General features: G+C 53.7%; 11 protein-coding genes. 8 read left to right on the forward strand and 3 right to left on the reverse strand.

Annotation, left to right across the window (positions count from 1 at the left end):
• Positions 1-387: 387 nt before the first annotated feature.
• Entirely contained in the window at positions 388-960 is a 573-nt protein-coding gene (locus OCI36_RS13145; protein ID WP_261665531.1) for a recombinase family protein, read from the reverse strand.
• Between the two features lie 86 nt (positions 961-1,046).
• On the opposite strand from OCI36_RS13145, the gene OCI36_RS13150 reads away from it, so the two are divergent.
• The 3 genes from OCI36_RS13150 to OCI36_RS13160 all read left to right on the forward strand — a co-directional run bounded on the left by OCI36_RS13150 (position 1,047) and on the right by OCI36_RS13160 (position 3,926).
• Complete coding sequence (locus OCI36_RS13150) at positions 1,047-1,568, forward strand: hypothetical protein (protein ID WP_261665532.1); 522 nt, start codon at positions 1,047-1,049, stop codon at positions 1,566-1,568.
• A gap of 515 nt (positions 1,569-2,083) precedes the next feature.
• Positions 2,084-3,079, forward strand: coding sequence for a hypothetical protein (locus tag OCI36_RS13155; RefSeq protein WP_261665533.1), 996 nt, complete (start codon positions 2,084-2,086; stop codon positions 3,077-3,079).
• The gene (locus OCI36_RS13160; RefSeq protein WP_261665534.1) at positions 3,024-3,926 is read left to right on the forward strand and encodes an S-4TM family putative pore-forming effector; all 903 of its coding nucleotides are present in this window, start codon (positions 3,024-3,026) and stop codon (positions 3,924-3,926) included. Before OCI36_RS13155 ends, OCI36_RS13160 begins: the two co-directional genes overlap by 56 nt.
• A 133-nt stretch (positions 3,927-4,059) precedes the next feature.
• Here OCI36_RS13160 and OCI36_RS13165 read toward each other — a convergent pair whose 3' ends face one another.
• Together OCI36_RS13165 and OCI36_RS13170 are read right to left on the reverse strand one after the other, a co-directional pair.
• On the reverse strand, positions 4,060-4,353 hold the full coding sequence (locus OCI36_RS13165) for a hypothetical protein (RefSeq protein ID WP_261665535.1): 294 nt from the start codon (positions 4,351-4,353) through the stop codon (positions 4,060-4,062).
• On the reverse strand, positions 4,353-5,006 hold the full coding sequence (locus OCI36_RS13170) for an AAA family ATPase (RefSeq protein WP_261665536.1): 654 nt from the start codon (positions 5,004-5,006) through the stop codon (positions 4,353-4,355). The genes OCI36_RS13165 and OCI36_RS13170 overlap by 1 nt, the downstream gene beginning before the upstream one ends.
• Before the next feature lie 612 nt (positions 5,007-5,618).
• Here OCI36_RS13170 and OCI36_RS13175 point away from each other — a divergent pair.
• The 5 genes from OCI36_RS13175 to OCI36_RS13195 all read left to right on the forward strand — a co-directional run.
• A complete protein-coding gene (locus OCI36_RS13175) occupies positions 5,619-6,530 on the forward strand; it encodes a replication initiation protein (protein ID WP_409996748.1) in 912 nt (303 codons plus the stop codon).
• Between the two features lie 171 nt (positions 6,531-6,701).
• Positions 6,702-9,515 (forward strand): DNA methyltransferase, encoded by a 2,814-nt coding sequence (locus OCI36_RS13180; RefSeq protein ID WP_261665537.1) that lies wholly within the window; start codon positions 6,702-6,704, stop codon positions 9,513-9,515.
• A gap of 178 nt (positions 9,516-9,693) precedes the next feature.
• The gene (locus tag OCI36_RS13185) at positions 9,694-10,581 is read left to right on the forward strand and encodes a hypothetical protein (RefSeq protein ID WP_261665538.1); all 888 of its coding nucleotides are present in this window, start codon (positions 9,694-9,696) and stop codon (positions 10,579-10,581) included.
• A 1,534-nt stretch (positions 10,582-12,115) separates the two neighbouring features.
• Positions 12,116-12,853, forward strand: a complete 738-nt coding sequence (locus OCI36_RS13190; RefSeq protein WP_261665539.1) for a hypothetical protein — start codon at positions 12,116-12,118, stop codon at positions 12,851-12,853.
• A partial coding sequence (locus OCI36_RS13195; protein ID WP_261665540.1) for a hypothetical protein occupies positions 12,822-13,136 on the forward strand: 315 nt, incomplete at its 3' end. The genes OCI36_RS13190 and OCI36_RS13195, both read left to right, overlap by 32 nt.

The raw sequence follows: 13,136 nt of genomic DNA on the forward strand, positions 1-13,136 counted from the left end.
CCTTGCTCAAGTTGAACGAGCCACTGTCCAGGGCAATGGATGGAGCGTTCGTCGCCTGGGTACGCTCACCTTCGTACCGGACGGTGAAACTCAAACTGGGGCTTCCCGGAAGGGTACTCAGCAAGTTGAGCAGAGCGAGCCAGTAGATACAGAGACACCAAACGCTGCGCCTAAGATGTCAGACACTACGTCTGTGTCACCGGACACTGCGCCTAAAACCTCGGACACTACATCTGCCGGTCTTTTTGGTGTCTCCCAGGATTCAGATCGGAAAGAAGAAAGCGCTTACGCTGACCGGCACTAGATCTGGCTGGAAGATGCTGTAGGAGATCTACAGTGCTGAGATAGGTGGTTGGCCTGCCTGCTGCAGCGGATGCGTCATAGCTCTCAGGCTGTTGCTTCTACTTGTTCTTTCAGATACTCGTACACGGTCTTGCGACTGACCCCAAACCGCTCGGCCAGCTCTGGTTTCTTCACACCCTGAGCAGCCAGCTCCCGCAGCTCTGCAATCTGGCTGGCGGTGAGCTTGGGCTTTCTGCCTTTGTAGACCCCGCGCTTCTTGGCCTGAGCGATGCCTTCCGCCTGGCGCTCGCGGATCAGGTCGCGTTCGAACTGAGCAAAGGCTCCCATGATGGAGAACAGCAAGGTAGACATCGAGTCCTGCCCTCCGGGAGAGAAGGTCATGTTCTCTTTGACAAAGTGGACGGTGACTCCCCTGCCGGTCAGCCTCTGGACCAGCTCCTGCAGGTCCAACAGGTTTCTGCCGAGACGGTCGAGGGAATGGACGGTGACGGTGTCACCGTCACGGACATACTCCAGCAAGGCCTGGAGCTGTAGGCGCTGGGTGTCCTTGCCAGAAGCTTTGTCGATAAAAACCTTGTCGAAGGTCATTCCGTCCAGCTGACGCACTTCGTTCTGACCAAAGCTGCTGACCCGTTTGTATCCGATGGTGGAGGGCATACTGCTAGTTTGTCACTTTAGGGTGGGCTTCAATGCTGGCTGCGCGTGAAGATGTCATCAGCTGAAAAGCGGCAGACTGAAGACCTATGCCCTTTCTACGCCGAGCCATCTTCTTCGGCCTGCTGCTTCTCAGCAGTTGTGGTCCAGCGGACCACAATCCTGTTGCTGAAGTTCCAGATGAAGCCCATCTTCGTGCCTGGAAAGAGGCGGCTGGTATCGCTCTAACCGATGCTCCTGACATTATCGGCACCATGCTGACCTACCCAGCTGGAACGAAGGCCGTTTTCTCAATGCAGGTTGACACCCTAGGGGCGACCAACTGGGGTGTTGCCGTGGATGCCGACCACTTTCTGAAACGGAGCTATAACGGGGCGCCTCCCGCCTCTGCACAACCCCGCGAGCACCTCACTGTGGGCTCTGCTGTGAATACCAACTGCAAGCCGCCCAAAGGGGTGCTGCTGGTCATCCCTGAGTTTCTTTCTCCAGAGGATGCGCCTCGGCAGGAACCAGGTCGTGTGACGCCCTCCTTTGAGCCGTGTAAGGGAGGAAAGTACAGCAGCTATCGCATGAGCATAACTAATGCTATTCCCGAGCTGATCCCGAGCTGAACCAGTGGACTCAAGTGGTGGAGCAGGAAGCCGATGGATGGGTTTCACGTGTGTGGGTCTACGCCAGTGATGAAGCCCTAGTCGCTCAAGCGGGTGAAGAGGGAGCCTATATCGTGATGGATGCTCAGGCTGGAGAAGCCATCAAACTTGGAAAGGCGACATTGCCCCCTATTCCTGAGTTCTAGGCAACCGCTGGACCCTATACCCGCGTAGGGATCAACTTTTGTCACCTTAGGGTCTTAGAGCACTCGTCAATCCTGTCACAAATACCTAAATACAACCCTAAAGTGACGCAAAAGCGGGGCTTTTTTGTCACCTCAAGTTGTCACGTTGAGGTATACCCTGCGGAATAAAAAGTTGCTCTTTCAAGGGAGCTAGAGCTGAGTGGCAAGCACTGGTGAGACATGCCTACGAGGTTTTTAACTTTCTCAACTAATTTGGCTCCGCACTAACCCACTCATGAGCGTATATTTCCATGCTATTATGTCACTAGCGTACCAAATTTAAGGAGGAAGATGACCAGCTCTACCGTCAACACTGCATTTCAGCAATTCATGCTCCACGCCGTCCGCCTATCTCCTGATTCCGTCAAAAATGCCCGTAGTAGCCGTAATTGGTTGATTGATCAGATTCAGGCTCTACCTGGAAGGGATTCAGCTTTTCCTCTACTTTATAATGAAAAACATATTCAATTTGGCTCTTTCGCACGCCGGACAAAGTGCCGAGAGCTTGATGATATTGATCTTATGATCACCTTGATTGGAGGCGGGGGTTGGTACCAGCTATTATCTGATACTACTTGCGATGTATACGTGCCAGATAACCATAGGCTTGCCCCTTTTCGTGATGCCTCCGGTGCAGTCAATTCGCGTTTAGTAATTAACCAGTTCATTCGTTCGCTATCATCGGTGGCACAATACCGAAAAGCAGAAATGAAGCGTGACAGCTCGGCTGCTGTTCTCAATCTTACGTCTTATCCGTGGGTATATGACATCGTACCTTCATTCCTTACGGCTGAAGAGGGGGATGGGCGAACATATTATTTGATTCCTGACGGAGCAGGGCGGTGGAAAAAAACAGATCCTCGTTTAGATAGAAATCGGGCTACGAGCATTAATCAGAATCACGGAGGTTATGTTCTAGATGTGGTGCGTCTTGTTAAGTTTTGGCTAAAGCGTAAGCGTGGCTTATCGTTATCCTCTTATCTCACTGAAGCACTTGTATTAGATTACTACGACACTCCTGGCAATACCGCTGGGAAATATATGAATTTTAATTTGCGTGATGTTCTTAGTGGGTTGGCAGAACGTATTACTTATGATGTGAAGGACCCAAAGGACATCGATGGGAATATCAATGACCTGTCATGGAATGATCGCTGGAAAGCTCATGTTCTTCTACAAGAAGCTTCAGATGCTTGCGCTGCTGCCTGCCAGTTAGAAAGCTCATCACAGTATGATGCCATATCTGCGTGGAAGGGAGTTCTGGGAGCCGACTTTGGAGAATATTGAGGAGCGGCAAAATCAACGAAATTTCCTACGTCTTCGTGCCGCTATTTATAAAACCTACAGTACGCCAAAAACTGTATTCACCATCGTATTCTATTTAACTTTAATCCTGGCAGTAGTTACTATTGCTAATGCTCTGTTTGCTCTGAAATGGGACACTGTAATCGCTTGTATGGGCGGGTGCTTGATATTAGTTGAGCTTCTGTACCGCTCTTTATTATCGTCCCAGCTCAACAGGGGAGCAATACTGGGAGATATGTATGACTTGGAACTCTACGGTGTCCCGTTGCCGCCTCAAAGAGTGAATGAGCAAATTTCAATACATGAGATAGTAGACTTATCCCGTGGAATCGAACTAATGCCTTTTATAAACTGGTATACGAGTTCGAGCCGCTTCCCACGGGAGAAACAAGTTTTTATATGTCAATTTACTAATGCTTCTTGGGATTTCTACTTGCGACGCAGTTTGCAATACTGGACTTTGCTTGGAGTAATTTTTTATCTTTTAATCTTGGCCATCGTTCCTTTATATATGGATTTATATTTTCGAGAAGCTCTGATTAAAGTATTTATCCCTGGGCTTCCCTTTGCTCTATTACTCCTAAATCTGTATATAGACAGTCGAGAGGCAGTAGCTAAGCTACAGGGCCTTAAGAATAATACTGAGCAGGCTATACGCGCTCCCTCATTGAATAGCCCCAAAGAACTAATTTATGCTAATCAGGAAAACCTTTTTAGGCATCGACAGTCTGCGTTTCCTATTCCAAATATTATACATAATTTACTAAAGCAAAAGACAAAATCTCAAGTGGATGAATGTTTGAATGCTCTAGCAGAGAAATCGTTATGAATTCTGCTGGCAATATATTCACATTGAATAATAGCACTTTTAAATGGTTGAGGATTGATCTGTTTAATAGCGATCAACCAAAACTCTATAAGGCAGGTTAAAAATAACGTTATTTTCGACGTTGAATCTGAGATTATTTTTTAAGCTTTTCTTCGATGGCGGCGACAATCCAAGCATGGCGTGACACTGGCCGGCGGCCTTTAGCTTGCTGGCGGCGCAGCACGTCTATCTCATCCAGCATGGACTGATATAGACGGAGCTGGACCTTCTTTAGTGGATCTGTCGGAACTTCGGGATCTGTGACTGGCTTGGAGTCGGCTTTGACTGATCCCCCTCGCTGGATGATCTCGAGGACACTCTGCTCGTCGGGAAGTTCATCATCTCGGCCGGGCGGCAGGGAGCGTTGAGGTGCTCGGCTGACTGGCATTATTGTTCACCTCCTGCTAACTTAATCTGCTCCAGGAGGCGACGGAACTCTGCCGTTGCTTTGTGGTCTTCCGGTTGGATTTCCTGTACACCCAGGCCCTGGGCTGCAGCATTCGCGTAGGCTTTACGGTTCCCCAGCGGGGCGTCGAGGAAAGTCAAGGCTTCGGTGTCCTGAAGCGCTTCAGCTGCTTCCTGATTATCGCTGCCGCGTGGGTCTGCCCTGTTGATAAAGGCATACGAGCGGAGGCTTGGATTTACAGTCTGGATCTCCTGAATCAGCCTAGACACCTTCTCTAGAGTCCAAACGTCGAAAGAGCGGGGGTTGAAAGGTACCAGGTAGATATCGGCCACGGTCAAAGCTGCTCGCTGGCTGGTAGTGTCTCGGCCCCCAGTGTCAATAACGACATCTTCGAACTTGCTCGCCAACCGCTGCAACTCCTGTCGAGCTGCTTGGCCACTAAGTTGCACAGAGGTATAGCCAGGGTTCCCATCGGTGCGCTGATTGCGCCACGCTGAGAAGTCCGTAGCCGTTTCCTGGTCATCCGCATCAACCAGCAGAATGTCCCGGCCTTCCATCGCGAGAGCCACCGCCAGGTTGGTGGCCACAGTAGTTTTGCCACTTCCACCCTTGATTCCGCCGACAACATAGATCATGTCCCACCTCAAAAATAACGTTATTACTAACGTTGAGTATAACGTTTTCAGCGAGGGCTGTGGGCGGAACATCAGGATAAGCCTCTGAAAAGAGGAGCCTAGGCACACTGATTATCCCGGTAATAACCGACTCACGCTCCGGCTGGCTGACTGTTTCAGTTTCTGCTTGTGCTGACGTTCATTGAGCGCTGCTACGGAGTGCAGATAGCGAAGATTAAGGTAAAATTAACCCATCCAAGCAGCTCATTCCGGCTCGAACCAACCAGATTCGCATTCACGATGGACGTAGGACGGTTGGAGCCGCAGCTCGCTATAGTGCTCTCATGAATTAGAGGAAAAGCACAAAAAAAGCGGAGTGCGCCAACACTCCACTTTCCTGAAATTCAAACCCCACTTGAGCCACCCAGCTCGGAAAGGACATTTTCATGTCCACTCTCTCGTTAGAGAGGGGGTGTTCGGACTATAACACCCCCTCTCGCCCCTCAAAAGAGAATTACTACCCTAGACGAACTGCACCGTGAGTACCTAAAACGCGCTCCGGCTTGGTCGCTTTGCGGCGATACCCCTCAGGTAGCGGGCCGTGAGGACAGTCGCAGGCTTGCTGCTGAGGCTATCTGCCAAGTGTACTGGCAGCCAAATCCCCGTGGGCGTATATGGTCTATCGGGCAGGACCTCGACCATCATAATGGTCTGAATGTTCTGGATGGGCCGCTGCCGACTGCATCCACCCTCAACATCCTCAGTGGACACCAGCAACCCCGTTACCTGCTGCTCGATGCCATCAGTTATGGAGGCCGCAGTCACCGTGCCCCTCAGCAGTACCTGGAAGACATCCGTGCTGCTCTTAACTATGTCCACAATGCTGACCCTGCCTACACTGGCTTGCTTGCACGTGGTCCCTACCATCCGCAGCACGTTACACGGGTTATGTCAGGCCGTATTTACACGTTGCCAGAGTTGGGCCAAGAGTTGCCGTCGGTGCCACATACGACCACCACACGCCGTGAACTGTTGCAGGTCGCGCAGGCAGTAGAGGTTGAAAGTCGTAACTGCGCCGCATTCGAGGTATTGCGTCATGTCGGCTACCGGCTGGCCCGCGAGGGCCATCTGGGCGCTGAGCTCCAGCAACAACTGCAGCACCAGGCCGACCAGCTGAACCGTGTGGCCTGGGCTGACCATCCCAGTGGTCCCCTCAGCCCCAGCGAGTTGCGAAACATCGTCAAGAGCATCGCCCGCTACATCAACCGCCACCATCGTCCTGGAGCAGGTACCGGCAGCCCCAGAAGCCGCATCCATAGCCGCAATAGGGGTGGAGCGCTCCCGGAGGCCGAGCAGCTGGCCCGCATGCGCCAGGGGCAGGCCCAGAGTGCAGAAAGCCGTCGTGAGGCTACCAGGGCTGTCATAGGCACTGCTGTAGCTCAGTTGCAGACAGCGGGCGAGCGAGTAAACCGTAAGGCTCTAGCTGAGCGTACTGGGCTGAGCCTCGATACCCTCACAAAAAATGCCGACCTGTGGAAAAAGTAATCTTGGCACAGTGTCAGTTTCAGGGTGGTATCAGGTTATACAGGCTAGCGAGGCGCTGCCTGCTGCTGTTGCTAAGGCTGCCTGTTTGCTTCTAACTGAGCGGGGGTCTTTTAGGGCCTTTTGCTCTTCCTCTCCTGCTGCTTGTGCTTTAGGCGGTTAGAGTGGCTGGACATGCTTACCTGGAATGAAATCCGCACTCGTTCGGCTCAGTTTGCTGAGCGTTGGCAGGATGCTGTGAAGGAGAACGCTGAGGCTCAGACTTTTTGGAATGAATTCCTGGCTGTTTATGGGATAGACCGTCGTCGTGTGGCTGCTTTTGAGCGTAAGGTCAAGGGCCTAGAGAAGGGTTCTGGGCGTGGCAGGATTGACCTGCTGTGGCCTGGCCTGTTTATGGCTGAACACAAATCAAAAGGGCGTGACCTGGATGATGCCACCTGCCAGGCCATTGAGTATGTCCAGGTTTTGGAAGAGCATGAACGTCCACAGTGGGTTGCTGTCAGCGACTTTGGGCGTATCCGGCTGCAGGAAGTCGCTACTGGGGAAGCCTACGAATTTCCTCTTGAAGAGTTGCCCCGTGAAGTAGAACGCTTTGCCTTCCTGATAGGTAAACAGCTGCGTCATCAGGCTCCTACGGATCCGGTAAACGTTAAGGCTGCCCAGCAGATGGGTAAACTCCACAATCTCTTGGAAGACAGCGGCTACACGGGGCACTACCTCGAACTGTTACTGGTTCGTCTGCTGTTTCTGCTGTTCGGGGATGACACTGGCCTTTGGGAAGAACGTGGGTTGTTCTATGATCTGCTGGCCGACCATACCCGTACTGATGGTGAGGATACTGGGGGGACCCTGGCCCGTCTCTTTCAGGTGCTAGATACGCCTGGGGACAGGCGGCAGGCCAATCTGCCGGAGTATTTTGCGGTTTTCCCTTACGTCAACGGTGAGCTGTTTACCGAGCGCATTGACCTTGCGGACTTCAGTCCGAAGATGCGTCAGATGTTGCTGGAAGCCTGTGCGCTGGACTGGGGAGCGGTCAGCCCGGCCATCTTCGGCAGCATGTTCCAGTCGGTGATGGATCCTGTCGAGCGGCGCAACCTTGGTGCGCACTACACCTCAGAGGAGAACATCCTCAAAGCCCTGGGACCGCTGTTCTTGGATGAGCTGCATGCCCAGCGGGAAGCGGCCAGGGGCAATAAGGGGAAGTTGGAAGCCTTCTTGAAGCTGCTGCCGACCCTGCGCTTCCTCGACCCTGCCTGCGGCTCTGGAAACTTTCTGCTGCTGGCTTACCGTGAGTTGCGCCGTCTGGAACTAGATGCCCTGGCTGAGCAGCAAAAGGGGCAGCAAGTGCTTGATGTGGCGCACCTCATCCGGGTGAACGTCGGGCAATTCTATGGGATTGAGTACGACGAGTTCCCGGCCCAGATTGCCCGCGTCGCCATGTGGCTGGCTGACCACCAGATGAATATTGAGGCCAGTCGCAAGCTGGGGCAGAACTTCGTGAACTTGCCGCTGACTCAATCGGCACACATTCGGCATGAGGATGCCCTGGAAGTGGACTGGGCTGAGCATCTCCAGCTGCACCAGGATGCTCACAGTCTTATTCGCCTCTACATCGTCGGGAACCCGCCCTTTGTGGGAGGGAAGAAAATGTCCAAAGAGCAGCGTGCCCAGGTCGTGCGGGAATTCGATGGAGTGAAGGATGCTGGGGTGCTGGACTATGTGGCTGCGTGGTACGTCAAGGCCGCGAAGGTCATGCAGACCGTCAGCCGCGAGTATCCGGAGCTGCAGACTGCTGCGGCCCTGGTCAGTACCAACAGCGTGACCCAGGGCGAGCAAGTCGCGCCGCTGTGGGGCAATCTGCTGGAAAGCTATGGCCAGACCATCACTGCTGCGCACCGTACATTCAAATGGAGCAACGACGCCCCAGGGCAGGCCGCCGTTCACTGCGTCATTGTGCAGTTTCAGCCCACGGAGCAGGCCACTGGAAAGTCGCGCCGCCTGTTCACTTATGCCAGCCCTACCGCTGCGCCTCTCGAGGTACAGGCTGGAAGCATTACCCCCTACCTGACTGATGGCCCACCCGTCATCGTCCGTAAGGCTGGGCAGCCGCTGCGCCTAGGTGTACCCGGCATTCACTTCGGCAATATGCCGCTGGACGGAGGGAACCTGCTGCTGACCGAGGAGGAGCGGGCCGAGCTACTGGCAAAGGAACCAGGAGCTGAGAAGTTCATCAAACCGTTGCTGGACGCGCAGGACTTCCTGAATGGTGGAATGCGCTATTGCTTGTGGCTGGTGGAGGCCGAGCCGGCTGAGCTGACACAGTTGCCTGAGGTTAGGAAGCGCATTGAGGCGACGAAGGCGTGGCGACTGGCAAGCACCCGTGAGCAGACTCGGAAGAAGGCGCAGAATCCGGCACTGTTTGGAGAAAATCGCCACCCTGAAGGCAATTATCTGGCTATCCCTGGGTTCAGCAGTGAACGCCGTGAATACGTGCCCATCGGCTATCTCACTGCAGAAACCGTAGTTAATAACAAGCTCTACATGGTGCCGGACGCCGACCTATATACCTTCGGCCTCATCCAGAGCCGCCTGCACATGGATTGGATGCGCTTAGTAGGTGGAAGACTAAAGTCTGACTACAGCTATACCAAGGACATTGTGTACAACACTTTCCCTTGGCCTGACCGGGAATCCCTCAAGCCTAAGCAGGTGCAGGCTGTGGAACAGGCAGCTCAGACTGTGCTTAATGCACGTGCCGCTCACCCAGATAGCACCTTGGCGCAACTGTACGACCCCAACCTGATGCCTGTGGATCTCAGGGCAGCCCACAATGCCCTTGACCGCGCTGTGGACGCCTTGTATGGGCTGAAGAGCGGTAGTACCGAGGCTCAGCGGCTGGCGCGGCTGCTGGAGCTTTACCAGGAGCTGGCTCCGACGCTGGAGAGTCAGATGAAGGCGAAAGCTAAGCGAGGCAAGAAAGAGGAATGAAACTGATTCGGAAGCACTGGCAACTTGCCGTCCTCATCTGTCTCTGATTCTTGCTGCAGAGAGGTGAGCCTGGGGCCTTTTTTGGGGACTTGGAGTACGTCTGTCTGTAGGAGCTTACTGCTGGTAAGCCGTTTCCGGCACCGTTTTTCCCTCTCTGCTTCGCAGAGATAAAAGGGATATGGAAAAAATTCAAAGCAGGATCCCCAAAAAGACTCTGACGGTTGCCGATATGGGCCGGCTCACCCTTGATGAGGCCCGCGAGATTTACCAGCAGGTGCATTGTCAGCTTGGTCTAGAGATGCCAGGTGGCATGGAATTCTGGTCTGTCGGTCAGCTTTCTACTGCGGTGATTGCCATGTTGGTCAACAAGTACCGTGTCACTACGCCGCTCAGACATAGTGTGCTGCCGACCTCCATTTCTTATGTCTCTGAGAAGCCAGGGCACCTGCGATCTCGCTACTTGAATCGCAGTAAAGCTGGTGAGGGCATTCTTGTTCCTGAGGGAGCCTGCTGCGTCTATTGCGGGCTACGGCCTGGCGACTTGCACATTCAGCTACGAAGTCACTACCTTTTCGGGGGCGGCGAGATTCTGCTTCGGCAACAGGGGCCACTGGCATGTGCACACGTGGGCTCAGGTCCAGACGATGATCTCCGGATTGAGATGATGTGCTGTAGCTGTCACTACGAGTTTGACCGTGGGCATCGTTTGGGAGACCGGCTCCTGCGGGCTATGTACTATGACAGTGCAGGTCTGGAGTGGCACCACAGAAACCATAAAAAGATGCATCTTCTAGGAGAACAGTACGGTTGGAGTGGCCTGCAGGCAGGCGGCACAGACTATCTTACGGCTTGGTCCATAGCTCAGGGAACAGTCTTTGATCTGCAGGCTCCAGAACGTCTTTACCGTCATTTCTCTTGGAATAACCGTGAGACTTTGGAAGACCAACGAGCGGTGGCTCAGGCAGCTCTCCGGCGCTTACTGGCTCGCCGAGTGCTGATGGCGGACTATCAGCTCGTTCCCAGCGCCCAGAGGGCTGGTGAACGATTCGCGATTGCCTGTGATTGATGGTGATTCTGCTGTGCAGGAAAAACACTGGGGAGGGCACGCTGATCTGCTTCGCTGTGCTCCAGCTCAAAGCAGTGCCAGTGTTCCAGCGCCACACTTTCTTGCTGGTAGAGATGGGCCTGTTCCCAATTGCAGCGCCAACGGGCAGCCCATCGAGGAGGTCGAGGTCGTCGGATCAGGTAAAGGATTGGGCTGGGCAGAAAACATGCCAGGTGTTCTACCTAGGAGATAGTAAAAAAAGTGTCCCCAATGATTTCTCATTGGGGCGCTCCAGGACGTGGTGCCTGGCTGTCTCCAGCGGTAGGAGACGGTTGACGGATTACGCGGTCAAGCGGCTCGTTTTACGCCGGGCGGGGGCGGGAGATTATTGCTCCGAAGAGGTCGTATTACCGGTGGCGGACAGAGGTGATCAGGGTTTCCCCTACACGCGAACCGTCATTTTGCAGACGGGCGAGCCTTTTAACGTCAGGTCGACGGAGTTGATGTGCATATTTTTGACCACACACTTTGCAGGAGTCACTCTGTCAGGTGTGCTAACGCTCTGGGGGCCAACCCTTTACGTCCCGGTGCTCGGCGTTGCATCCGCCGTGTAGTTCTCGCAGACATTCCCAGATGCACTGAAGTCGCATCCTTTACCGATGGCAGTTTTCGGCCCAGTCGTAATTTCACGACCAGTACACAGGGCTTACGGAACAGCTTCCGCTCGACCTGTTTGAACCTAGTATCCGCCGCTCCCACTCCTGGCCGCCCACTCAAAACTCGAGTGTTTGATGTATAGCCAGCAGCTTCCCACGTTATCCATTTCTTTCGGCTGCTTTCGCAGTGATATAGCCCGGTCAGCATCCATGCAAACTTCGCTGTACAGTCAGCTCCAAGAGAGCCTTTAGCCGCGCAAATGTTCCGAACTCGCGGTTTACCTGCTTGCCTGTTGTCCACGCTTCTCAGCGGCCCGAATGTGTCCATCCGGTTCTGACCACTTATACCTATAGCTTGCCCTTGAGCAAAGCTATCCACCCCACAGCAAAGTTCCTCTTTGCCGTTACTGGCTTGAGCTATCCGCCGACCTGCTGAGCTTGCGCCCGACAGTGCCACAGCACCTAACCCTCTTGCGAAAGTCCCGCTCAGGTCATCACCCTGAGTCAGTTCATTGCTGCTCATATCGTCACCGATATGCTGACGCCCACCAGTGGGGAAGAAGTTGTACCGTTCCCAGCACCCCTCCCAAATTTTTCGAAACGGCAGGGGTCGTGATGAATCACTTGCCCGTTTCCGTGTCGCCCAACATTGAAGCCGAAGCCCAATCCTTTTGGATTGGATAGAGCCAGGGAATTGCACCCCGACGCCTCCGTTGCAGCCGCACCAGCGAGGTTTCCCCAGCATGCAGCTACGTCGGTTAGGACTGGTGGCGAGCCATGCCCTTGGTTTGTCTGCGAGGACAGCACCATGTGGAGAAGATACCATTGAATTTGTCCTAGATAGGAACATTCTTTATATGTACTAGAATTACATCACAAATACAGAATAAAATCTGCACATGCAATATCACACCAGCGTGACTGGAGCGCTTCAGACGGTGGCTCGTTTAAGCAGATCGTCGCCTTACGTTGCCCCTATTTTGGCTCCAGTGCCTAAAGCTGTGGCGATAGCTTCCAGACAGGCTCAGCGCTATCCCACAATCACTGCTGATCATGGCACCCGTACTGCGCTCCGTAAGGTCGGTTTACCGGTCGTACAGTTGGTCATCTTGCCACCTGATCCAGATGGGGAGAATGTACCGATGTTGCTTATGTCAAACACTCCTGTTGGAGAGCGTGAGACGTGGAGTCATGTCCTGGATGATGATAATGAGCACCCGCTGGAATGGCGTAACTATCAGCTCGCCAGAGGGAAACGTGGGGCCATAACGTGGCGTCTCAATACGATCGCGCGCGAGCATTATCGCAAGCGCATTGCGCGTCTCATTACTGGACGTGGTGGGGCACCTGCACCTGGCGAACGGCCCTATCAACTCTCTGATGAGACAGCCCACGCTCAGGTGCTCAAATTGGCTGACCATCTGTTGCACTATCCTGGGTTGAGTGGGATACGGGCCGACATTTTTGACCTCGCTCAATACTCCACCAAGCTTTGGCGGTCTACTCGTCCGCAAACACCTTATCCGGTATGGCCTACTATGCCGTATGTAAGATTCATGCGGCCCCAAACTGCACTTCTGGCCCAATTGGCACTGGAGAACACACATGACGAAACCCAGAAAGAAAACAGTCCGTAAGTCCGGTAAATCTCTTGCTCCTCGTGACCGTGCTGTCTATGAGGTTCGTGGTCCGCAGGGACTGTTTCAAGTGGACGCAGCCAGCACCAAAGAGCTCAAAGATGCCTTGGCGCCTCTGCTTGGTCTTGAGCCGTATAGCGTGCAGGCTGCTGCTCACCTTGCTCAAGTTGAACGAGCCACTGTCCAGGGCAATGGATGGAGCGTTCGTCGCCTGGGTACGCTCACCTTCGTACCGGACGGTGAAACTCAAACTGGGGCTTCCCGGAAGGGTACTCAGCAAGTT

Origin of the sequence: Deinococcus sp. Marseille-Q6407 (assembly GCF_946848805.1) — a bacterium.
Lineage (GTDB): Bacteria > Deinococcota > Deinococci > Deinococcales > Deinococcaceae > Deinococcus.

Coding starts and splice junctions, on each gene's coding strand:
- OCI36_RS13145 (WP_261665531.1), bottom strand. CDS start 960: ATGCCCTCCACCATCGGATACAAACGGGTCAGCAGCTTTGGTCAGAAC.
- OCI36_RS13150 (WP_261665532.1), top strand. CDS start 1,047: ATGCCCTTTCTACGCCGAGCCATCTTCTTCGGCCTGCTGCTTCTCAGC.
- OCI36_RS13155 (WP_261665533.1), top strand. CDS start 2,084: ATGACCAGCTCTACCGTCAACACTGCATTTCAGCAATTCATGCTCCAC.
- OCI36_RS13160 (WP_261665534.1), top strand. CDS start 3,024: ATGATGCCATATCTGCGTGGAAGGGAGTTCTGGGAGCCGACTTTGGAG.
- OCI36_RS13165 (WP_261665535.1), bottom strand. CDS start 4,353: ATGCCAGTCAGCCGAGCACCTCAACGCTCCCTGCCGCCCGGCCGAGAT.
- OCI36_RS13170 (WP_261665536.1), bottom strand. CDS start 5,006: ATGATCTATGTTGTCGGCGGAATCAAGGGTGGAAGTGGCAAAACTACT.
- OCI36_RS13180 (WP_261665537.1), top strand. CDS start 6,702: ATGCTTACCTGGAATGAAATCCGCACTCGTTCGGCTCAGTTTGCTGAG.
- OCI36_RS13185 (WP_261665538.1), top strand. CDS start 9,694: ATGGAAAAAATTCAAAGCAGGATCCCCAAAAAGACTCTGACGGTTGCC.
- OCI36_RS13190 (WP_261665539.1), top strand. CDS start 12,116: ATGCAATATCACACCAGCGTGACTGGAGCGCTTCAGACGGTGGCTCGT.